This is a genomic window from Streptomyces cucumeris (genome assembly GCF_024295805.1).
Taxonomy (GTDB): Bacteria; Actinomycetota; Actinomycetes; order Streptomycetales; family Streptomycetaceae; genus Streptomyces; species Streptomyces cucumeris.
In genome coordinates this window covers 43,704-64,499 of record NZ_JANCLX010000013.1, presented here as the reverse complement: position 1 = coordinate 64,499, position 20,796 = coordinate 43,704, and the positions used below count along the sequence as shown (strand labels likewise).

18 protein-coding genes are annotated in these 20,796 nt (G+C 71.9%); 15 read left to right on the top strand and 3 right to left on the bottom strand.

The window, feature by feature from the left end:
• Positions 1–205 precede the first annotated feature (205 nt).
• From NMK44_RS20255 to NMK44_RS20225, 7 genes are all read left to right on the top strand, one after another.
• Positions 206–2,140 (top strand): acyl-CoA dehydrogenase family protein, encoded by a 1,935-nt coding sequence (locus tag NMK44_RS20255; RefSeq protein ID WP_254745085.1) that lies wholly within the window; start codon positions 206–208, stop codon positions 2,138–2,140.
• A 98-nt stretch (positions 2,141–2,238) separates the two neighbouring features.
• Positions 2,239–3,504: a 1-deoxy-D-xylulose-5-phosphate reductoisomerase gene (gene dxr / locus NMK44_RS20250; RefSeq protein WP_254745083.1), complete on the top strand. Its 1,266-nt coding sequence runs from the start codon at positions 2,239–2,241 to the stop codon at positions 3,502–3,504.
• Positions 3,501–4,802, top strand: coding sequence for a M50 family metallopeptidase (locus NMK44_RS20245; RefSeq protein WP_254745081.1), 1,302 nt, complete (start codon positions 3,501–3,503; stop codon positions 4,800–4,802). The genes dxr and NMK44_RS20245 overlap by 4 nt, the downstream gene beginning before the upstream one ends.
• 136 nt (positions 4,803–4,938) lie before the next feature.
• Complete coding sequence (ispG, locus tag NMK44_RS20240; protein ID WP_254745079.1) at positions 4,939–6,096, top strand: flavodoxin-dependent (E)-4-hydroxy-3-methylbut-2-enyl-diphosphate synthase; 1,158 nt, start codon at positions 4,939–4,941, stop codon at positions 6,094–6,096.
• Positions 6,097–6,276: 180 nt separating this feature from the next.
• Positions 6,277–7,122 carry a GNAT family N-acetyltransferase gene (locus tag NMK44_RS20235; protein ID WP_254745077.1) on the top strand — a complete coding sequence of 282 codons (846 nt, stop codon included), beginning with the start codon at positions 6,277–6,279 and terminating at the stop codon, positions 7,120–7,122.
• A 46-nt stretch (positions 7,123–7,168) separates the two neighbouring features.
• Positions 7,169–7,735, top strand: a complete 567-nt coding sequence (locus NMK44_RS20230) for a GNAT family N-acetyltransferase (RefSeq protein ID WP_254745075.1) — start codon at positions 7,169–7,171, stop codon at positions 7,733–7,735.
• A 122-nt stretch (positions 7,736–7,857) separates the two neighbouring features.
• Positions 7,858–9,567 carry a proline--tRNA ligase gene (locus NMK44_RS20225; protein WP_254745073.1) on the top strand — a complete coding sequence of 570 codons (1,710 nt, stop codon included), beginning with the start codon at positions 7,858–7,860 and terminating at the stop codon, positions 9,565–9,567.
• Between the two features lie 482 nt (positions 9,568–10,049).
• Here the strand turns inward: NMK44_RS20225 and NMK44_RS20220 are convergent, their stop codons facing one another.
• The 3 genes from NMK44_RS20220 to NMK44_RS20210 are packed head-to-tail and all read right to left on the bottom strand — an operon-like array spanning position 10,050 to position 12,251.
• Positions 10,050–10,994 carry an aminoglycoside phosphotransferase family protein gene (locus tag NMK44_RS20220; protein WP_254745071.1) on the bottom strand — a complete coding sequence of 315 codons (945 nt, stop codon included), beginning with the start codon at positions 10,992–10,994 and terminating at the stop codon, positions 10,050–10,052.
• Positions 10,995–11,051: 57 nt separating this feature from the next.
• A complete protein-coding gene (locus tag NMK44_RS20215) occupies positions 11,052–11,552 on the bottom strand; it encodes a ferritin-like domain-containing protein (protein ID WP_254745069.1) in 501 nt (166 codons plus the stop codon).
• A gap of 21 nt (positions 11,553–11,573) precedes the next feature.
• Positions 11,574–12,251, bottom strand: a complete 678-nt coding sequence (locus NMK44_RS20210; RefSeq protein ID WP_308358481.1) for a hypothetical protein — start codon at positions 12,249–12,251, stop codon at positions 11,574–11,576.
• 137 nt (positions 12,252–12,388) lie between these two features.
• Between NMK44_RS20210 and rimP the strand changes: the two genes are divergently transcribed.
• The 8 genes from rimP (at position 12,389) to NMK44_RS20170 (ending at position 20,751) form a co-directional block, all read left to right on the top strand.
• On the top strand, positions 12,389–12,901 hold the full coding sequence (gene rimP / locus NMK44_RS20205) for a ribosome maturation factor RimP (RefSeq protein ID WP_254745067.1): 513 nt from the start codon (positions 12,389–12,391) through the stop codon (positions 12,899–12,901).
• Between the two features lie 2 nt (positions 12,902–12,903).
• Positions 12,904–13,896 (top strand): transcription termination factor NusA, encoded by a 993-nt coding sequence (gene nusA / locus NMK44_RS20200; RefSeq protein ID WP_254745065.1) that lies wholly within the window; start codon positions 12,904–12,906, stop codon positions 13,894–13,896.
• 98 nt (positions 13,897–13,994) lie between these two features.
• Complete coding sequence (locus NMK44_RS20195; protein ID WP_254745063.1) at positions 13,995–14,282, top strand: YlxR family protein; 288 nt, start codon at positions 13,995–13,997, stop codon at positions 14,280–14,282.
• 151 nt (positions 14,283–14,433) lie between these two features.
• Positions 14,434–17,562 carry a translation initiation factor IF-2 gene (infB, locus tag NMK44_RS20190; protein ID WP_254745061.1) on the top strand — a complete coding sequence of 1,043 codons (3,129 nt, stop codon included), beginning with the start codon at positions 14,434–14,436 and terminating at the stop codon, positions 17,560–17,562.
• Between the two features lie 132 nt (positions 17,563–17,694).
• Complete coding sequence (locus NMK44_RS20185) at positions 17,695–17,991, top strand: DUF503 domain-containing protein (RefSeq protein WP_254745059.1); 297 nt, start codon at positions 17,695–17,697, stop codon at positions 17,989–17,991.
• An 87-nt stretch (positions 17,992–18,078) separates the two neighbouring features.
• Complete coding sequence (gene rbfA / locus NMK44_RS20180) at positions 18,079–18,558, top strand: 30S ribosome-binding factor RbfA (protein ID WP_254745057.1); 480 nt, start codon at positions 18,079–18,081, stop codon at positions 18,556–18,558.
• On the top strand, positions 18,555–19,481 hold the full coding sequence (truB, locus tag NMK44_RS20175) for a tRNA pseudouridine(55) synthase TruB (protein ID WP_254745055.1): 927 nt from the start codon (positions 18,555–18,557) through the stop codon (positions 19,479–19,481). Before rbfA ends, truB begins: the two co-directional genes overlap by 4 nt.
• A gap of 316 nt (positions 19,482–19,797) precedes the next feature.
• Entirely contained in the window at positions 19,798–20,751 is a 954-nt protein-coding gene (locus NMK44_RS20170; protein WP_254745053.1) for a bifunctional riboflavin kinase/FAD synthetase, read from the top strand.
• Positions 20,752–20,796 lie beyond the last annotated feature (45 nt).

The following is a 20,796-nucleotide window of genomic DNA, read 5'->3' as shown; positions in this document are numbered from 1 at the left end:
TCCGCGGACCCTCAACCGGAGAAGCCGGGGCGGGCCGTCCCGGTGCCCCGGCCGCAGCGTGGCACGGCCCCCTCGCGCCCCGCTCGCGGATCCGCCGAGGATCCCCGCGTCCGCCCGCTTTGCCGGAGTGCCCGGCGGGAGGCACACTGGCAGCGGTACGTGCCGGTAATGTCACGAGATCGTCATTCGCGGCAAGGGAGCACCGATGACCGCATCATCCGTCAGGCCGGTGTCCGAACGTGAAGCGCGCCAGGTGGCCGAGGCCGCCCGCGAACAGGTATGGCACAAGCCGAGCTTCGCCAAGGAGCTGTTCCTCGGCCGCTTCCGACTCGATCTGATCCATCCGCACCCCGCCCCCGCACCGGACGATGTGCGGCGCGGCGAGGCGTTCCTCGCCAGGCTCCGCGAGTTCTGCGAGACGCGGATCGACGCCGCCCGCATCGAGCGCGAGGCACGGATCCCCGACGAGACCATCAACGGTCTCAAGGAGATCGGCGCCCTGGGCATGAAGATCGACACCAAGTACGGGGGCATGGGCCTCACGCAGGTGTACTACAACAAGGCCCTGGCGCTGGTCGGTTCCGTCAGCCCCGCCGTCGGCGCGTTGCTCTCCGCCCACCAGTCCATCGGTGTGCCGCAGCCCCTCAAGCTGTTCGGCACCCAGGAGCAGAAGGACCTGTTCCTGCCGCGCTGCGCCCGCACCGACATCTCGGCGTTCCTGCTCACCGAACCGGACGTGGGCTCCGACCCGGCCCGGCTCGCCACCACCGCCGTCCCGGACGGCGACGACTACGTGCTCGACGGCGTCAAGCTGTGGACGACCAACGGGGTGGTCGCCGATCTGCTCGTGGTGATGGCCCGGGTGCCGCGGTCCGAGGGGCACAAGGGCGGGATCACCGCCTTCGTCGTCGAGACCGCGTCCGAGGGCGTCACGGTCGAGAACCGCAACGCCTTCATGGGGCTGCGCGGTCTGGAGAACGGGGTGACCCGGCTCCACCGGGTGCGGGTCCCCGCCGTCAACCGGATCGGCCCCGAGGGCGCCGGGCTCAAGATCGCGCTCACCACGCTCAACACCGGCCGGCTCTCGCTGCCCGCGATGTGCGCGGGTGCCGGGAAGTGGTGTCTGAAGATCGCCCGCGAGTGGTCCGCCGCCCGTGAGCAGTGGGGCAAGCCGATCGCCCGCCACGAGGCCGTCGGCGCCAAGATCTCGTTCATCGCGGCGACCACCTTCGCCCTGGAGGCCGTGATCGACCTCGCCTCCCAGATGGCCGACGAGGACCGCAACGACATCCGCATCGAGGCCGCGCTCGCCAAGCTGTACGGCAGTGAGATGTCCTGGCTGATGGCGGACGAACTGGTCCAGATCCGCGGTGGCCGCGGCTTCGAGACGGCCGCCTCGCTCGCCGCCCGCGGCGAACGGGCCGTCCCCACCGAGCAGATGCTCCGCGATCTGCGCATCAACCGGATCTTCGAGGGCTCCACGGAGATCATGCACCTGCTGATCGCCCGCGAGGCGGTCGACGCCCATCTGTCGGTGGCCGGTGACCTCATCGACCCGGACAAGTCCCTGTCCGACAAGGGCAAGGCGGCGGCCAAGGCCGGTGGCTTCTACGCCCGCTGGCTGCCCGGCCTGGTCACCGGACCCGGCCAGCTGCCGCGCTCCTACGGTGAGTTCCACCCCGAGGGCCACCGGGACCTCTCGCCCCATCTGCGCTACGTGGAGCGTTCCGCGCGCAAGCTGGCGCGCTCCACCTTCTACGCCATGTCGCGCTGGCAGGGCCGGATGGAGACCAAGCAGGGGTTCCTGGGCCGGATCGTCGACATCGGCGCGGAGCTGTTCGCGATGAGCGCGGCCTGTGTGCGGGCCGAGATGCTGCGCAGCCGCGGGGACCACGGCGCGGAGGCATACCAACTGGCCGACGTCTTCTGCCGACAGGCCCGGATCCGCGCCGAGGAGCTCTTCGGCCGGCTGTGGACCAACACCGACGAGCTCGACCGCAAGGTCGTCTCCGGGGTGCTCTCCGGCTCGTACACCTGGCTGGAAGAGGGGGTCCTCGACCCCAGCGACGACGGTCCCTGGATCGCCGACGCCACCCCCGGCCCCTCCGCGAAGGACAACGTCCACCGCCCCATCCGCTGACGGGTGCGGTGTAAGCAGGGCCCGCCGGACCGCCCGGTCCGGCGGGCCCCGGCGGGGCCTGTGATCGGGCGGTCCCCCGGAGCGGCCACAATGGGGGGATGACGGAATCCCTGGCTGACCCGCATCTGCGCTTCCCGGCGGCCACCGCCGCCGCCGGTGCGCAGCGCGACCTCGTGATCCTGGGCTCCACCGGATCGATCGGCACCCAGGCCATCGACGTGGTGCTGCGCAATCCCGACCGGTTCCGGGTGACCGGTCTGTCCGCCGCGGGCGGACGGCCGGGCCTGCTCGCCGAGCAGGCCCACCGGCTGCGGGTGGCCAGGGTGGCCGTCGCCCGGCAGGAGGCGGTGCCCGAGCTGCGCGAGGCGCTGACCGCGCGCTACGGCGCCGGTGAGCCGCTGCCGGAGATCCTGGCCGGGCCCGACGCGGCCACCGAGCTGGCCGGCTCGCAGTGCCACACGGTGCTCAACGGCATCACCGGCTCCATCGGCCTGGCACCGACCCTGGCCGCCCTGGAAGCGGGCCGGGTGCTGGCGCTGGCCAACAAGGAGTCCCTCATCGTCGGCGGTCCGCTGGTGCGCGCCGTCGCCAAGCCCGGTCAGATCGTCCCCGTCGACTCCGAGCACTCGGCGCTCTTCCAGGCGCTGCTGGGCGGCACCCGCCAGGAGGTGCGCAAGCTGGTCGTCACCGCCTCCGGCGGCCCCTTCCGCGGCCGGACGAAGGCGGAGCTGACCTCGGTCACCCCCGACGAGGCATTGGCCCACCCCACCTGGGACATGGGCCCGATGGTCACGATCAATTCCGCGACCCTCGTCAACAAGGGGCTGGAGGTGATCGAGGCCCATCTGCTCTACGACATTCCCTTCGAACGGATTGAGGTGGTCGTCCACCCGCAGTCGTATATCCACTCGATGGTTGAATTCACCGATGGCTCCACGCTCGCCCAGGCGAGCCCGCCCGATATGCGGATGGCCCTCGCGCTCGGCATCGGCTGGCCCGACCGGGTGCCGGACGCCGCGCCCGGCTGCGACTGGTCCAAGGCCCACACCTGGGAGTTCTTCCCGCTGGACCACGAGGCGTTTCCCTCGGTCGGCCTCGCCCGGCACGTCGGGGCCCTCGGCGGCACCGCGCCCGCCGTGTTCAACGCGGCGAACGAGGAGTGCGTCGACGCCTTCCTCGACCGGAAGCTGCCCTTCAATGGGATCGTCGATACGGTCGCGGAGGTGATGGCGGAGCACGGCACCCCCACCGCGGGAACCCGGCTCACCGTCGCGGACGTCCTCGAGGCCGAGAGCTGGGCCCGTGCCCGCGCCCGTGAACTGGCCGCCGCAGCGGCGAAGGCGATCCCGGAGGCTCGCGCATGACGACACTGATGACGGTCCTCGGCATAGTGGTATTCGCCGTCGGCCTGCTCTTCTCGATCGCCTGGCACGAGCTCGGCCATCTCTCCACGGCCAAGCTCTTCGGCATCCGGGTCCCGCAGTACATGGTCGGCTTCGGGCCGACGATCTTCTCCCGCAAGAAGGGCGAGACCGAGTACGGGGTCAAGGCGGTCCCGCTCGGCGGCTACATCCGCATGATCGGGATGTTCCCGCCCGGTGACGACGGCAAGATCACCGCCCGGTCCACCTCGCCCTGGCGGGGCATGATCGAGGACGCCCGGTCGGCCGCCTTCGAGGAGCTCAAGCCGGGGGACGAGTCCCGGCTGTTCTACACGCGCAAGCCGTGGAAGCGCGTGATCGTGATGTTCGCCGGGCCGTTCATGAACCTGGTCCTCGCCGTGGTGATCTTCCTCGGCGTGATGATGTCCTTCGGGGTCAACACCCAGACCACCAATGTGGGCACCGTCTCGGAATGTGTCGTCGCGGCCTCGGCCGACACCGACACCTGCCCCAAGAGCGCCAAGGACTCCCCGGCCAAGGCCGCCGGGCTGAAGCCCGGGGACAAGATCGTCGCGTTCGACGGCCATCCGACGCCCGACTGGAGCACCCTCCAGCAGGACATCCGGAAGACCACCGGCCCGGCCACGATCACCGTCGAGCGGGACGGCGCCCGCAAGACCCTGCACGCCGACCTCATCAAGAACCAGGTGGCCCAGTCCGACGGGAACGGCGGCTACGTCGAGGGCAAGTACGTCAGCGCGGGCTTCCTCGGCTTCACCCCGGCCAACGGCGTGGTCCAGCAGTCCTTCGGGCAGTCCGTGGACCGTATGGGCACCATGGTCGAGGACGGCATCGACTCACTGCTCGCGCTGCCCTCCAAGGTCCCCGACCTGTGGAACGCGGCCTTCGGCGACGGTGAGCGCAAGGCGGACTCCCCGATGGGCGTCGTCGGCGCCGCCCGGGTCGGCGGTGAGGTCGCCAACCTCGACATCCCGCCCTCCCAGCGGATCGCGACCATGCTGTTCCTCGTCGCGGGCTTCAACCTCTCGCTGTTCCTGTTCAACATGCTCCCGCTGCTTCCGCTGGATGGCGGACATATCGCGGGCGCGCTGTGGGAGTCCGTACGGCGGCATGCCGCACGGCTGGTGCGGCGGCCCGACCCCGGGCCGTTCGACGTGGCGAAGATGATGCCGGTCGCCTATGTGATCGCGGGGATCTTCATCTGCTTCACCTTGCTGGTGCTGGTGGCGGACGTCGTGAACCCGGTGAGAATCTCCTGATGACACGCGATGTCCCGAAGTTCACCTTTGGGTGGACTTCGGGTCCGGGTGTGCTGGGGTGCGGGCCGGTGCCGTAATCTCGGACGCGGAGCCCGCTGATCTCGGGCCTGTCACACACCTTGGGGTTGCTCGCCAGATGACTGCGATTTCGCTAGGCATGCCGTCCGTACCGACCAAGCTCGCCGACCGCCGGGTCAGCCGGAAGATCCAGGTCGGGTCGGTGGCCGTGGGCGGCGACGCTCCGGTGTCGGTGCAGTCGATGACGACGACGGTGACCGCGGACATCGGGGCCACCCTCCAGCAGATCGCCGAGCTCACCGCATCGGGCTGCCAGATCGTGCGGGTCGCCTGCCCCTCGCAGGACGACGCCGAGGCGCTGCCGGTGATCGCGAAGAAGTCGCAGATCCCGGTGATCGCCGACATCCACTTCCAGCCGAAGTACGTGTTCGCGGCCATCGACGCCGGATGTGCGGCGGTGCGGGTGAACCCGGGGAACATCCGGCAGTTCGACGACAAGGTCAAGGAGATCGCCAAGGCGGCCTCCGACGCCGGGGTGCCGATCCGGATCGGGGTCAACGCGGGGTCCCTGGACAAGCGGCTGCTGGAGAAGTACGGCAAGGCCACACCGGAGGCGCTGGTCGAGTCGGCGCTGTGGGAGTGCTCGCTGTTCGAGGAGCACGGCTTCCGGGACATCAAGATCTCGGTCAAGCACAACGACCCCGTCGTCATGGTGAACGCCTACCGCCAGCTGGCCGCCCAGTGCGACTACCCGCTGCACCTGGGCGTGACCGAGGCAGGTCCGGCGTTCCAGGGCACCATCAAGTCCGCGGTGGCCTTCGGCGCCCTGCTCAGCGAGGGCATCGGTGACACCATCCGCGTCTCGCTCTCCGCGCCGCCGGCCGAGGAGGTCAAGGTCGGCATCCAGATCCTGGAGTCGCTGAACCTGCGCCAGCGCCGTCTGGAGATCGTCTCCTGCCCCTCCTGCGGCCGTGCCCAGGTGGATGTCTACAAGCTGGCCGACCAGGTCACCGCCGGTCTGGACGGTCTCGAGGTGCCGCTGCGCGTCGCCGTCATGGGCTGTGTCGTCAACGGCCCCGGTGAGGCCCGTGAGGCGGACCTGGGCGTCGCCTCCGGCAATGGCAAGGGCCAGATCTTCGTCAAGGGCGAGGTCATCAAGACCGTGCCCGAGTCCAAGATCGTGGAGACCCTCATCGAGGAAGCCATGAAGATCGCCGAGCAGATGGAGAAGGACGGCATCGCCTCCGGCGAGCCCCAGGTCTCCATCAGCGGCTGAGACCCGCCGTCCGTATCCGGCCGTACCGGACCCCTCCGGCACGGCCGGAGCCCGCGGTGGCGGACCACGTCGCAGGTGGCCCGTTCCGCCTGCGGGGTACAGTGCGGAGAATCGACTCCCTCTTGGCCCGCAGGCCCGTGTCCGGCCCGCGGGCCCGCGACCGGTGAGGCAAACACATCCGTGCTGACCACCTCCACCACCAGGGTCCTCGAGCCCGGCGAGCTCGAAGCGGCCCTCGCGGTCCTCGACCGTGACCCGGTGTCCAACGCCTTCGTGGCCGCCCGCGTCCAGGTGGCCGGGCTGGACCCGTGGCGGCTCGGCGGCGAGATGTGGGGCTGGTACACCGGCGGACGGCTGGAGTCGCTCTGCTACGCCGGGGCCAATCTGGTCCCCATCTGCGCCACCCCCGAAGCCGTCCGCGGCTTCGCCGAGCGCGCCCGCCGCGCCGGACGCCGCTGCTCCTCGATCGTCGGTCCCGCCGACACCACCGCCGAGCTGTGGTCCCTGCTCGAGCCCAGCTGGGGCCCGGCCCGCGAGGTCCGCTCCCACCAGCCGCTGATGGTCACCACCTCGATGCCCGCCGACATCCCGCCCGACCCGTTGGTGCGGCGCATCCGCAAGGACGAGCTGGACGTGATCATGCCCGCGTGCGTGGCCATGTTCACCGAGGAGGTCGGCGTCTCCCCGCTCGCCGGGGACGGCGGACTGCTCTACCAGGCCCGGGTCGCCGAGCTGGTCACCGCCGGACGCTCGTTCGCCCGGGTGGAGAACGGCCGGGTGGTCTTCAAGGCCGAGATCGGCGCCGCCACCCCGCACGCCTGCCAGGTCCAGGGCGTCTGGGTGGCTCCCGAGTACCGCGGCCGCGGGCTCTCCGAGACCGGGATGGCCGCCGTGCTCGGCTACGCCCTGAACGAGATCGCCCCCGTGGTGAGCCTGTACGTCAACGACTTCAACACCGCCGCCCGCGCCGCCTACCGCCGGGTGGGGTTCCAGGAGGTCGGCGCCTTCATGAGCGTGCTGTTCTGAGCCATCGGCGTGCTGTTCCGATCGGCGGGCCAGTAGGGTCTGGCGCATGGTGCAACTGCCCGGGGAGCGGTCCCCGGATCCCGGAGGCGTCGCCGTCGGGCCGCTCGACCTCGCCGCGCGCGTGGACGACGCCCTCGCCGTCCAGGCGGTGGCCTTCGGGCTCACGGCGGAGGAGGTCGGCGTACGGCGCCATATCGTGCTGCGCCACCTCACCAGCCTCGGGGCCCGCGCGCTGGGCGCCACCACCCCCACCGGACGGCTGGTGGGGTTCGTCTACGGGATGCCCAACGACCGGACCCACTGGTGGTCCACCGTCGTCCAGCCCTATCTGCGCGCCGCCGGACGCGAGGACTGGCTCGACGACTCCTTCGTCATCACCGAACTGCATGTCCACCCCGCGTACCAGAACCGCGGTGTCGGACGGCGGCTGATCACCGCCATCACCGACGGCGTCTGCCAGCCGCGCTCCCTGCTGTCCGCCATCGACACCGACAGCCCCGCCCGCGGTCTCTACCGGTCCCTCGGCTATACCGACCTCGCCCGGCCGGTGCTCTTCCCGAGCGCGCCGAGCCCGTACGCGGTCATGGGAGCGCCCCTTCCGCTGCGCCGCTGAGCCGCCGCCAGGAGACCGCCCGGGGGCGTCCCGGGGACCTCCCGGGGGACAACGCATTTCCCGGTTGTGCACACCTGCGGCTAACCTCCTGCACATCCCATCCCGCACGCAGGAGAGACTCCATGGCCCACGCCGTCAACGTCCAGCGCATGTCCACGATGATGCTGAAGACGCTGCGCGAAGACCCGGCGGACGCCGAGACCGCCAGCCACAAGCTGCTCGTCCGGGCCGGTTACGTCCGCCGTGCCTCGGCGGGTATCTGGACCTGGCTGCCGGTCGGCAAGAAGGTCCTGGAGAACGTCTCGCGCATCGTTCGCGAGGAGATGGACGCCATCGGCGCCCAGGAGGTCCTCCTGCCCGCCCTGCTGCCCAAGGAGCCGTACGAGGCCAGCGGCCGCTGGGAGGAGTACGGCGACCTGTTGTTCCGCCTCAAGGACCGCAAGGGCGGCGACTACCTGCTCGGCCCCACCCACGAGGAGATCTTCACCCAGACGGTGAAGGACCAGTGCACGTCCTACAAGGACCTGCCGGTCATGCTCTACCAGATCCAGACCAAGTACCGGGACGAGGCCCGTCCGCGCTCCGGTGTGCTGCGCGGCCGTGAGTTCCTGATGAAGGACTCCTACTCCTTCGACACCACCGACGAGGGTCTGGCCGAGTCCTACCGCCTGCACCGCGAGGCGTACCGCCGGATCTTCGAGCGCCTGGGCCTGGACTACCGCATCGTCTCCGCGGTCTCCGGCGCGATGGGCGGCTCCGCCTCCGAGGAGTTCCTCGCCCCGGCGGCGGCCGGCGAGGACACCTTCGTGGACTGCCCGAACTGCGACTACGCGGCCAACACCGAGGCGTACACGGTCACCGTCCCGCCGGTCGAGGGCGGTACCCACGGCCCCGTCGAGGAGCTGGACACCCCCGACACGCCCACCATCGAGAGCCTCGCCGAGCACCTGGGCGTCCCCGCCTCCGCGACCCTGAAGAACCTGCTGGTCAAGGTCGACGGTGAGATCACCGCGGTGGGCGTCCCCGGCGACCGCGAGGTGGACCTCGGCAAGCTGGGCGAGCACCTCGCCCCCGCCGTGGTCGAGCTGGTCACCGCCGAGGACTTCGAGGGCCGCCCCGACCTGGTGCGCGGCTACGTCGGCCCGCAGGGCCTCGCGGGCAAGTCCTTCCGCTACATCGCCGACCCGCGCATCGCCCCCGGCACCGCCTGGATCACCGGCGCGAACAAGGCCGACACCCACGCCCGCAACGTGGTCTGCGGCCGTGACTTCGACGTCGACGACTACCTGGACGTCACCGTGGTCGAGCCGGGCGACCCCTGCCCGAAGTGCGGTGCGGGCATCGAGCTGGACCGGGCCATCGAGATCGGCCACATCTTCCAGCTCGGCCGCAAGTACGCGGACGCCTTCCAGCTTGACGTGCTCGGCCAGAACGGCAAGCCGGTCCGCGTCACCATGGGCTCCTACGGCGTCGGCGTCTCCCGCGCGGTGGCCGCCCTCGCCGAGCAGACCCACGACGGCTCCGGCCTCTGCTGGCCGCGCGAGGTCGCCCCGGCCGACGTCCACATCGTCGCCGCGGGCAAGGCCCTCCAGACCGAGCTGGCGCTCGACGTCGCGGAGAAGCTGGGCACGGCGGGCGTCCGTGTGATGGTCGACGACCGCGCGGGCGTCTCCCCGGGCGTGAAGTTCACCGACGCGGAGCTCATCGGCGTGCCGACCATCCTGGTCGTCGGCCGCGGCGCCAAGGACGGCGTGGTGGAGCTGAAGGACCGCCGCACCGGTGAGCGCGAGGAACTCCCGCTCGACGAGGCCATCGCCCGCCTCACCGTCTGACACCCCCGGACACCGACCGACGCCCGGCCCGCCGCCCCCAGCGGCGCGCCGGGCGCCGTCATGAGACGGCTCGTACGGCGGCTCGTAACGGCGGGGCCGCCCTGCGGCCGCCTCCGCCGTGCCATGCCGTTCCCCACCGCCCCACGGCGCCGTGACGGTCCGCGCGGGCGGAGCGACGCACCGGGCCGTCGGCGCGGGCTGTCGGCGGTCCGGTCACCGGTCGGGTGCGCCGCCGGAGCTCCCGCGCCCCGCAGGGTCCTGGCCGACCATGTCGTGGCGGCCTGCGACGCCTCGCCGGGGGCGGGCACGAGGGGACTTGCCGGGCCGGCGGAGTGTCGTGGCGGATGCCCGTCCGGCCCGTACCTGTCCCATGGGCGGGTGTGAGCGGGGACGGCCCTGCCCGCCCGCGCGGTGGCGCCGAGTCGCCGGCCCGCGACGGTGACCGGTTCGGCGCGCCCGGGCACCGACAAGCCGTGCCCGGGTCAGAGCCAGTTGGCGAATTCCAGGAGGAGTTCGGCGCGGGAGCGATGGCCGGCGGCGGCGTGGTGGAGGCCGGTGGCGACGGCGCGGTACAGGGTCCAGCCGCGCAGCCGGTCGCGGTCCACGTCCAGGGAGTCGGCCAGTTTGGCCACCCGGCGGCGGGCCGCCGCGGCGGGGCCGGGGCCCGCCGCGAGGTCCTCACAGCGGTCGAGCACCAACTGCGCCAGGTCATAGGCCCGTTCGCCGACCAGGGGCGAGGGGCCCACCGCGAGCCAGGGCGAGCGTTCCCCGGCGAGCACCTTGCCCTGCCGGAAGTCGCCGTGCAGCAGCACCGTTTCGGGAGGCCCCGCGAGCAGTTCCGTCCGCAGCTGCGCCGCTTCCTCGGCCAGCGGACGGGCGTCCGCCGCCCAGCCACCGGTGGGCAGCGGAAGCATCGCGTCGTGGCCCTCGCCGGTGCGCTCCGCGACCGAGCCGAAGGGGTGCTCCTCCGGCGGCGGCACCCACAGCCGCCGCACCGTGCCCGCCGCCTCCAGCAGCGCCTTCGCCTCCGGCAGCGAGCGCACCGACACCGCGCTGCTCAGCCGCTCGATCAACAGCGCACCGGTGTCCGGATCGGCGCGCAGCAGCCGGGCCGCGCCCCAGCCGTCCCAGTGGGCGAGGGCGGCACGCTCCCGTTCCGCGTCGGGGCCGGGGACGGGCAGTTTCAGCGCCGCCGGGGTGCCGTCCGCCTGCCGCACCAGCGTGACCAGACCACGGCGGCCGCCGGGGGTCACCACCCGCTCGGGGGTCAGCTCCCAGGCGTCGAGCAGCTGGTCCACGGTCTCCGGCAGGGCTTCCAGCCAGTCGCGTACGGAGCCTTCGGGAGCGTCGCTCAGCGCGTCCAGCAGCCGCTTGGGCGGGTGGAAGGGGGTCGTATCCCGTCCACCGGACTGCGGTGCCGATGCCATGCCTGAGCCGTCCCCTTCATCAACGTCATCACGATCACCGTTCGCCCCGGCGGCCCGTCACAGCGCGTCGGCCGGACCGCTCGCCGACGAGGACGGGGCGGCCGTGGTGGAGTGTTCGGTGAGTCCAGGGAAGGCTACGCCGCCCCCGCGCCAGCGCACCGCACGGACCGCCGCCTCGCGCAGCGCGCCCGCCGCCTGACGGCGCAGCGAGCCGTCACCGGCCCGTACGAGATCGGCGTACACGGCGGCGATACGGTTCTCCAGCTCCGCGGCGAGCCGCACCGCGGCGGGGGCGTCCGGTACGGCGAAGGGCAGCGCGTACGCGGGCGCCGCGCCCGCGGGGGTGCCGCCGAGGTCGCGCACGGTGCGCACAAGCGCGTCCCGGCGCGCGCGGTGCGCCGCGTACCCCTCGCGGGCCTCCGCGAGCCGGTCGTCACCGATCCGGCCGCCGACGACGCCGTAGCCGTAGACGGCGGCGTGTTCCGCGGCGAGCGCGGCCTGCGCGGCTCTGAGCGCCGCGGCGCGGCTGCCCGCGGTACGGCCTGGTCGAGAGGCCATGTCAGTACCCCTTCGCGGTGGTCATGAGTCCGAGCCGTCCTGGGTCAGGAGATACACGTGGGCGGCCCCGGAGGCCGCGACGGAGGCCAGCAGCCGGGCGAGCTCGGGCGGCGCGGTGACGAGGGCGGTGGTGCGGGCGTCGGCGGTGTGCCGCTCGGCCTGGGCGAGCACCGCGAGGGCGCGCTTCCGGTCCTCGGGCACCGCGGGCGGCCGCTCCCGCCGTCGCGCGGACGCCGAGGCCGGCGGGGACGCCGACGGCGTGGCCGATCCGTCGGCGGACGAGGACCGCCCATGGCCACGGAAGGCGGCCGCGTGCCGCGCCGTCTCCGCACGCAACGGGGCCAGGCGCTCCGCAAGGTCGGGGTGCGCGTCCGCCGTCGCGTCGTAGCGCGCCAGGAGCGCGGTGGACTCCCGCGCGCCGGTGGCGCGGAGCTTGGCGACGCTCACGCCCTCGGCGGTGTCGCGGCGGGGCCTGGTGTCGTCGGAGCAGCCGCTCAGCAGCGCGGCCGCGCCCAGCGCCCCGCCGCCCAGCAGCAGGGCGCGCCGCGCGGGCGTCGCCCCGCCGGTGCCGGACGTGGCGGACGTGACGGCGGACGCGGGGGAGGTGTCGGTGGGGGACGGGGGGCCTGGTGGGGGCGTGGTGATCGACACGTTCCTCTTTCCGGGCTGCGGCAGCTCCCGGCCGCCGGTAGTGATCACAGCAGGCGAGCGTACCCGCGCGCGGGGCGGAAGCCCGGCAGCGCCCACCGAATCGTCAGCCCGCCGCTGGAACAGATAGGCTTTGATCCGACACGCGACCTTCCCACAACAGCACACGCGGCCGAGGAGTCACCCGGATGAGCACCACCCAGAGCGAGAGGCTGCGCGGGCTGCTGGAACCGCTCGTCAGCGCCCGAGAGCTGGATCTGGAAGAGGTCGAGGTGACGCCCGCCGGGCGGCGGCGTGTGCTCCGGATCGTCGTGGACTCCGATGACGGCGTGCAGCTGGACACCTGCGCCGAGCTCAGCCGGGACATCTCCCGCACCCTCGACGAGTCGGACGCGATGGGCGCCACCCCATACGTCCTCGAGGTCACGTCCCCCGGCGCCGAGCGCCCCCTCGCCGAACCGCGCCACTACCGCCGCGCCACCGGCCGCCTCATGCGCGCCAAGCTGGCCGACGGCGACGAGCTGGTCGCGCGGATCACCGCCGTGGACGAGGACGGGCTCGACCTCGAGGTGCCCGGTGTGAAGGGCCGCAAGCCCACCGCCAGGCGGCTGGCCTTCAAGGAGATCTCCAAGGCCCGGGTGGAGATCGAATTCAACCGCAAGCCCGCTTCTGAGGGCGACGAGAGCAAGGAGGAGGCGTAGCCGTGGACATCGACATGAGTGCCCTGCGGGGTCTGGTGCGAGAGAAGGAGATCTCCTTCGACCTGCTGGTCGAAGCGATCGAATCGGCCCTCCTCATCGCCTACCACCGCACCGAGGGAAGCCGCCGCCGCGCCCGCGTGGAGCTGGACCGCAACACCGGCCACGTCACCGTGTGGGCCCAGGAGGACGCCGAGGACCTCGAGGAGGGCGCCGAGCCCCGCGAGTTCGACGACACCCCCTCCGGCTTCGGCCGGATCGCCGCGATGACCGCCAAGCAGGTCATCCTCCAGCGGCTGCGGGACGCCGAGGAGGAGATCACCTTCGGCGAGTACGCGGGGCGCGAGGGCGATGTGGTCGCCGGTGTCGTCCAGCAGGGCAAGGACCCGAAGAACGTCCTGGTGGACATCGGCCGGCTGGAGGCCATCCTGCCGGTGCAGGAGCAGGTGCCCGGTGAGGACTACGCCCACGGCACCCGGCTGCGGACCTATGTCGTCCGCGTCGTCAAGGGCGTGCGCGGTCCGTCCGTGACCCTTTCGCGTACCCATCCCAACCTCGTGAAGAAGCTCTTCGCGCTCGAGGTGCCGGAGATCGCGGACGGTTCGGTGGAGATCGCGGCCATCGCCCGTGAGGCCGGTCACCGGACCAAGATCGCGGTCAGGTCCACCCGTTCGGGTCTGAACGCCAAGGGCGCGTGCATCGGCCCGATGGGCGGCCGGGTGCGCAGTGTGATGGCCGAACTGCACGGCGAGAAGATCGACATCGTCGACTGGTCGGACGACCCCGCCGAGCTGGTGGCCAACGCGCTGTCCCCCGCGCGGGTGAGCAAGGTCGAGGTGGTGGATCTGGCGGCGCGCTCGGCGCGCGTCACCGTGCCGGACTACCAGCTCTCGCTCGCCATCGGGAAGGAAGGGCAGAACGCCCGGCTCGCGGCCCGACTGACCGGGTGGCGGATCGATATCCGGCCCGACACCGAACAGCCCGGTGATCAAGGCTGATTCCAGCCGCGGAGCCCCGGAATCCGGCCGAAAAACGAGTAACCGTTCGATCACTCCCCCCGAGGGGTGAGGTCGGTACAGGGAGGTAGACTTAAGCAGTGTCTGGCCGCGCGCTTGCTCGTGCCTGCCCTGAGAGAACCTGTGTGGGATGCCGGGATCGGGCGGCCAAGAAGGATCTGCTGCGCATCGTGGCGGTCGAGGGCGTTTGCGTCCCCGATCGGCGCGGTACGCTGCCCGGTCGGGGTGCCTATGTGCACCCCACACGGGTCTGCCTCGACCTGGCGGTCCGCCGCCGGGCCTTTTCCCGGGCCTTCAGGGGGCCGGGGACGCTCGACACCACGGACCTGCGCCGCTGTGTCGAGCAGGGTGAGCAGGCATCACCGTAAGTAGTTGCAAGAACGGCACGGGACACTGTGCGGTCAGGTACCTCGCGAGTCGGAAGTAGGTCGAGATTGCGATGAGCACTCGATGAGTACGCGATGAGTACGCCCATGAAGTAGCGACGGTCCGGCGTAACCCGGACCTCAAAGGAGCGAAGTGGCTAAGGTCCGGGTATACGAACTCGCCAAGGAGTTCGGAGTTGAGAGCAAGGTCGTCATGGCCAAGCTCCAAGAACTCGGTGAATTTGTACGTTCGGCGTCCTCGACCATCGAGGCGCCGGTTGTGCGCAAGTTGACTGACGCATTCCAGGGTGGCAACGGTTCCGGCCGCGCCGCCGGCAAGCCCTCGGCGCCGCGCAAGGCGACGCCCGCCAAGCCGCCGACACCCGGTCCGGGTGCATCGGCCCGTCCGGCTGCCCCCAAGCCTCCGACGCCCGGCCCCAAGCCGGCCGCCGCCGAGGCCCCCCGCAGCACTCCCGCGGCGCCCGCGGCGCCCGCGGCGCCCTCACCGGGGCCGCGTCCGACGCCCGGTGCCCGCCCGACCCCCGGCCCCAAGCCGGCTCCGGCGCAGCCCGCGGCACCGCAGCAGCCCGAGTTCACCGCCCCGCCGGCGGCCGCCGGTCCCAAGCCGGGCCAGGCCCAGGCCAAGCCGGGCGCGCCCGCGAAGCCGGGCGCCACGCCCGGTCCGCGCCCCGGCGCCCGTCCGGGCGGTCCCGGCCAGGGCGAGCGTGGCCAGGGCCAGGGCGGCCAGGGCGCCCGTCCCGGCGCTCCGCGCCCCGGTGGCGAGCGCGGCCCGCGTCCGGGCGGTGCCCGTCCGGCCGGCCCCCGTCCGGGCAACAACCCCTTCACCTCCGGCGGTTCCACCGGTATGGCGCGCCCGCAGGCGCCCCGTCCCGGCGGCGCCCCGCGTCCCGGTGGCCAGGGTGGCCCCGGCCCGCGCCCGCAGGGCGGCCAGGGCGGTCCCGGCCGCGGTCAGGGCGGCCCCGGCGGTCCCCGGCCCACTCCGGGCCAGATGCCCCGTCCGCAGGGCGCCCAGGGTGGCGGCCCGCGTCCGGGCGGCGGTCCCGGCGGTCCGCGTCCGAACCCGGGCATGATGCCGCAGCGTCCCGCCGCGGGCCCGCGTCCGGGCCCCGGTGGCGGCGGCGGTCGCGGTCCCGGCGGTGCCGGTCGCCCCGGTGGCGGCGGTCGTCCCGGTGGCGGCGGCGGCTTCGCCGGTCGTCCCGGTGGTGGCGGCGGCGGTCGTCCGGGCGGTGGCGGCGGCTTCGGCGGTCGTCCCGGTGGTCCCGGTGGCGGTGGCGGCGGCTTCGGCGGTCGTCCCGGCTTCGGCGGTCGTCCGGGTGGTCCCGGTGGCCGTGGTGGCACGCAGGGCGCGTTCGGCCGTCCCGGCGGTCCGGCTCGCCGTGGCCGCAAGTCGAAGCGGCAGAGGCGCCAGGAGTACGAGGCCATGCAGGCCCCGTCCGTCGGCGGCGTGATGCTGCCTCGCGGCAACGGCCAGACGGTCCGGCTGTCGCGTGGTGCCTCGCTCACCGACTTCGCGGAGAAGATCAACGCCAACCCGGCGTCGCTGGTCGCCGTGATGCTCAACCTCGGCGAGATGGTCACCGCGACCCAGTCGGTCTCCGACGAGACGCTCCAGCTGCTCGCCGACGAGATGAACTACGTCGTCGAGATCGTCAGCCCGGAGGAGGAGGACCGCGAGCTTCTCGAGTCCTTCGACATCGAGTTCGGCGAGAACGAGGGCGGCGAGGACATGCTCGTCTCCCGTCCGCCGGTCGTGACCGTCATGGGTCACGTCGACCACGGTAAGACCCGTCTGCTGGACGCGATCCGCAAGACCAACGTGGTCGCGGGCGAGGCCGGTGGCATCACCCAGCACATCGGTGCCTACCAGGTCTCGACCGAGGTCAATGAGGAAGAGCGCAAGATCACCTTCATTGACACCCCGGGTCACGAGGCGTTCACCGCCATGCGTGCCCGTGGTGCCAAGTCGACCGACATCGCGATCCTCGTGGTGGCGGCCAACGACGGTGTGATGCCCCAGACGATCGAGGCGCTGAACCACGCCAAGGCGGCCGACGTGCCGATCGTGGTCGCGGTCAACAAGATCGACGTCGAGGGCGCGGACCCGACCAAGGTGCGCGGTCAGCTGACCGAGTACGGCCTGGTGGCCGAGGAGTACGGCGGCGACACCATGTTCGTCGACATCTCCGCCAAGCAGGGTCTGCACATCGACAGTCTGCTGGAGGCCGTGGTCCTCACCGCGGACGCCTCGCTCGACCTGCGCGCCAACGCGGAGCAGGACGCGCAGGGCATCGCGATCGAGGCCCACCTGGACCGCGGCCGCGGCGCCGTGGCCACCGTGCTGGTCCAGCGCGGCACCCTGCGGGTCGGCGACACGATGGTCGCGGGCGACGCCTACGGCCGTGTCCGGGCGATGCTCGACGACAACGGCAACGCGCTGGAGGAGGCCGGTCCGGCCACCCCGGTCCTGGTGCTCGGTCTGACCAACGTGCCGGGCGCGGGCGACAACTTCCTCGTCGTCGACGAGGACCGCACCGCCCGCCAGATCGCCGAGAAGCGTGCGGCGCGCGAGCGCAACGCGGCCTTCGCCAAGCGCACCCGCAGGGTCTCCCTGGAGGACCTGGACAAGGTGCTCAAGGCCGGTCAGGTGCAGCAGCTCAACCTCATCATCAAGGGCGACGCGTCCGGTTCGGTGGAGGCCCTCGAGTCCTCCCTGCTCCAGCTCGACGTCGGCGAAGAGGTCGACCTGCGTGTCCTGCACCGCGGTGTGGGTGCGGTCACCGAGACCGACATCGACCTGGCGACCGGCTCCGACGCCATCGTCATCGGCTTCAACGTGCGCGCCGACGGGCGTGCCACGCAGATGGCCGAGCGCGAGGGCGTGGACGTCCGTTACTACTCGGTCATCTACCAGGTGATCGAGGAGATCGAGGCGGCCCTGAAGGGCATGCTCAAGCCGGAGTACGAAGAGGTCGAGCTCGGTACGGCGGAGATCCGCGAGGTCTTCCGCTCGTCCAAGCTGGGCAACATCGCGGGTGTGCTCATCCGCTCCGGCGAGGTCAAGCGGAACACCAAGGCCCGCCTCGTCCGCGACGGCAAGGTCATCGCGGAGAACCTCAACATCGAGGGCCTGCGCCGCTTCAAGGACGACGTCACCGAGATTCGCGAAGGCTTCGAGGGCGGTATCAACCTCGGCAGCTACAACGACATCAAGATCGACGACGTCATCGCGACGTACGAGATGCGCGAGAAGCCGCGCGGCTGACGCGCTGCCTCTCGGTCGGGGCCGGTCGGCGGGAAATTTCCGTCGATCGGCCCCGGCCCTTGCGTGTACGGTTCGAGGAACCTGCACGAAGCCAGACCTTCAAGGCCCCACGGGTGGCTTGACCCGGACCGCATGTATGTAGGGACGTTGTCCTTTGACCTGCTCCTTGGCGACGTACGGTCGTTGAAGGAGAAGCGCTCCGTCGTCCGCCCGATCGTCGCCGAGCTGCACCGCAAGTACGCGGTGAGCGTGGCGGAGGTCGGCGACCAGGACCTCTACCGCAGGGCGCAGATCGCCCTGGCGGTGGTCTCCGGGGACCCGGGCCATCTCACGGATGTTCTCGACCGCTGTGAGCGGCTGGTCGCGGGGCGGCCGGAGGTGGAGCTGCTGTCCGTGCGACGGAGGTTCCACGGCGGCGATGACGAGTGACGGAACGGGGAACCCGACAGTGGTGACCCCCGTCGACGACCGGCCCCGGCCGTCGATGACCGAAGCGAAGAAGAGAGAAGTAGACGCATGACCGACACCGCGCGGGCACGCAAGCTGGCGGACCGCATCCGGGTCGTGGTCGCGGAGACCCTTCAGCGGCGGATCAAGGACCCGCGGCTCGGCTATGTGACCATCACGGACACCCGGATCACCGGTGATCTGCGGGAGGCGACCGTCTTCTACACGGTCTTCGGCGACGACGAGGAGCGGGCCGCCTCCGCCGCGGCCCTGGAGAGCGCCAAGGGCGTTCTGCGCTCCGAGGTCGGCCGTCAGACCGGGGTGCGGTTCACCCCCACCCTGACGTTCGTCCCGGACGCCCTCCCGGACAACGCCCGCACCATCGACGATCTGCTCGCCAAGGCCAAGGCGGCCGACGAGCAGGTCCGCGAGGCGTCCTCGGGCGCCGAGTACGCCGGTGAGGCCGATCCGTACCGCAAGCCCGGTGAGGAAGCGGACGAGGACGGGAACGGGCACGAGAACGACGGCAAGGGCTCCTCGGACGCATGACGCGCAAGGGCAGGGCCGGATCCGGTGCGCCGGACGGCCTGGTGATCGTCGACAAACCGGCCGGTTACACCTCGCACGACGTCGTCGCCAGGATGCGCCGGTTCGCCGGGACCCGGCGGGTCGGCCATGCCGGCACGCTGGATCCCATGGCCACCGGTGTGCTGGTGATCGGCGTGGAGAAGGCCACCCGGCTGCTCGGTCACCTGGCGCTGACCGAGAAGGAGTACACGGCCACCATCCGGCTGGGCCAGACCACCGTCACCGATGACGCGGAGGGGGAGATCACCGCCGCCCACGGGGCGGCGGGGGTCGAGCCCGCCGCGATCGAGGCCGGGATCGCCGCGCTGACCGGCGCCATCCAGCAGGTGCCGTCCAAGGTCAGCGCCATCAAGATCGACGGCAAGCGGTCCTACGCACGGGCCCGTGAGGGCGAGGACTTCGAGATCCCGGCGCGCCCGGTGACCGTCTCGTCCTTCGCGCTGCACGAGCGCCGCGAGTCGAAGGCGGAGGACGGCACCGCCGTCGTCGACCTCGACGTCACGGTCGTCTGCTCCTCCGGCACCTACATCCGGGCGCTCGCCCGCGATCTGGGCGCCGGACTCGGCGCGGGCGGCCATCTGACGGCGCTGCGCCGCACCCGGGTCGGCCCGTACGGGCTGGCGGAGGCGCGCACGCTGGAGCGGCTGGAGGAGTCCCTGACGGTCATGCCCATCGCGGAGGCCGCCGCGGCCGCCTTCCCGCGCTGGGACGTGGACGCCCACCAGGCGCGCCTGCTGGGCAACGGCGTACGGATCGACATGCCCCCGGTGACCACGGGGGAGGGGCACACCGGACCGGTGGCCGTCTTCGATCCGGAGGGGCGCTTCCTGGCCCTGGTGGAGGAGTCCAAGGGCAAGGCCAAGAGCCTGGCCGTGTTCGCCTGAGCTCTGATGTCCGATGAGGGCCGTCCCGCACCGCGGGGCGGCCCTCGGCCGTCCTGCGGTGCGTTGCGACCCCCCGATCTCTTCCCCTCCGGTGTCTTTCCAGTGCCGACGGTGAATTCACCCCATCGTGCGGGCGCCCGGAAGGCATCACGGGAGTGAAAGGGGGCGCGTGACCTCTTGAGGGACCCCTGGCCACCGTGGTGAAACGCGGGGCGGGACGTCCGGAGTGGCCACCGATGCAAGGGACGTGCCGACGGCATGGCACTCTTAGACCTGCGAAGTCGGCAGACAAAGGTTCGGGCGAGGAGCGGGCAAAGTGCAGCGCTGGCGTGGCTTGGAGGACATCCCCGAGGACTGGGGACGCAGCGTCGTCACCATCGGCTCCTACGACGGAGTGCACCGAGGACACCAGCTGATCATCGGCCGCGCGGTGGCCCGCGCGCGTGAGCTGGGCGTCCCGGCGGTCGTGGTCACCTTCGACCCGCACCCCAGCGAGGTGGTACGCCCCGGCAGCCACCCCCCGCTGCTCGCCACCCACCAGCGGCGCGCGGAGCTGATGGCGGAGCTGGGCGTGGACGCGGTGCTGGTACTGCCGTTCACGGCGGAGTTCTCCCGGCTCAGCCCCGGTGACTTCGTGGTGAAGGTGCTGGTCGACAAGCTCCACGCCCGGGTGGTCGTGGAGGGTCCCAACTTCCGCTTCGGTCACAGGGCCGCAGGGAACGTGGAGTTCCTGCGCGAGCTGGGCACCACCTACGACTACCAGGTCGAGGTCATCGACCTGTACGAGCGCGGCGAGGCGGGCGGTGGCGAGGCGTTCTCGTCCACCCTGGTGCGCAGGCTGGTCGCCGACGGCGATGTCACGGGCGCGATGGAGGTCCTGGGACGGCCGCACCGTGTCGAGGGCGTGGTGGTGCGCGGTGCCCAGCGCGGCCGTGAGCTGGGTTTCCCCACGGCCAACCTGGAGACCCTGCCGCATACCGCGATCCCGGCCGACGGCGTCTACGCGGGCTGGCTCACCGCCGGGGGCGAGGCGATGCCCGCGGCCATCTCGGTCGGTACCAACCCGCAGTTCGACGGCACCGAACGGACCGTCGAGGCCTATGCGATCGACCGTGTCGGACTGGATCTGTACGGACTCCACGTCCAGGTGGACTTCCTCGCCTATCTGCGGGGCCAGGAGAAGTTCGACTCGATCGAGGCGCTGCTGGAGCGCATGGCAGCCGATGTGAAGCGGGCGCGCGAACTGGTCGAGGAGCACGACGGCGGCTGAGCCCCGCCCCTTCAGCCTTTCACTGCTCACCACGGCTCTTACGGC

What these genes read in the sequence shown, in the direction of transcription:
- NMK44_RS20255 (WP_254745085.1), top strand. Translation starts at nt 206, where the DNA reads ATGACCGCATCATCCGTCAGGCCGGTGTCCGAACGTGAAGCGCGCCAG.
- dxr (WP_254745083.1), top strand. Translation starts at nt 2,239, where the DNA reads ATGACGGAATCCCTGGCTGACCCGCATCTGCGCTTCCCGGCGGCCACC.
- NMK44_RS20245 (WP_254745081.1), top strand. Translation starts at nt 3,501, where the DNA reads ATGACGACACTGATGACGGTCCTCGGCATAGTGGTATTCGCCGTCGGC.
- ispG (WP_254745079.1), top strand. Translation starts at nt 4,939, where the DNA reads ATGACTGCGATTTCGCTAGGCATGCCGTCCGTACCGACCAAGCTCGCC.
- NMK44_RS20230 (WP_254745075.1), top strand. Translation starts at nt 7,169, where the DNA reads ATGGTGCAACTGCCCGGGGAGCGGTCCCCGGATCCCGGAGGCGTCGCC.
- NMK44_RS20225 (WP_254745073.1), top strand. Translation starts at nt 7,858, where the DNA reads ATGGCCCACGCCGTCAACGTCCAGCGCATGTCCACGATGATGCTGAAG.
- NMK44_RS20220 (WP_254745071.1), bottom strand. Translation starts at nt 10,994, where the DNA reads ATGGCATCGGCACCGCAGTCCGGTGGACGGGATACGACCCCCTTCCAC.
- NMK44_RS20215 (WP_254745069.1), bottom strand. Translation starts at nt 11,552, where the DNA reads ATGGCCTCTCGACCAGGCCGTACCGCGGGCAGCCGCGCCGCGGCGCTC.
- rimP (WP_254745067.1), top strand. Translation starts at nt 12,389, where the DNA reads ATGAGCACCACCCAGAGCGAGAGGCTGCGCGGGCTGCTGGAACCGCTC.
- NMK44_RS20185 (WP_254745059.1), top strand. Translation starts at nt 17,695, where the DNA reads ATGTATGTAGGGACGTTGTCCTTTGACCTGCTCCTTGGCGACGTACGG.
- rbfA (WP_254745057.1), top strand. Translation starts at nt 18,079, where the DNA reads ATGACCGACACCGCGCGGGCACGCAAGCTGGCGGACCGCATCCGGGTC.
- truB (WP_254745055.1), top strand. Translation starts at nt 18,555, where the DNA reads ATGACGCGCAAGGGCAGGGCCGGATCCGGTGCGCCGGACGGCCTGGTG.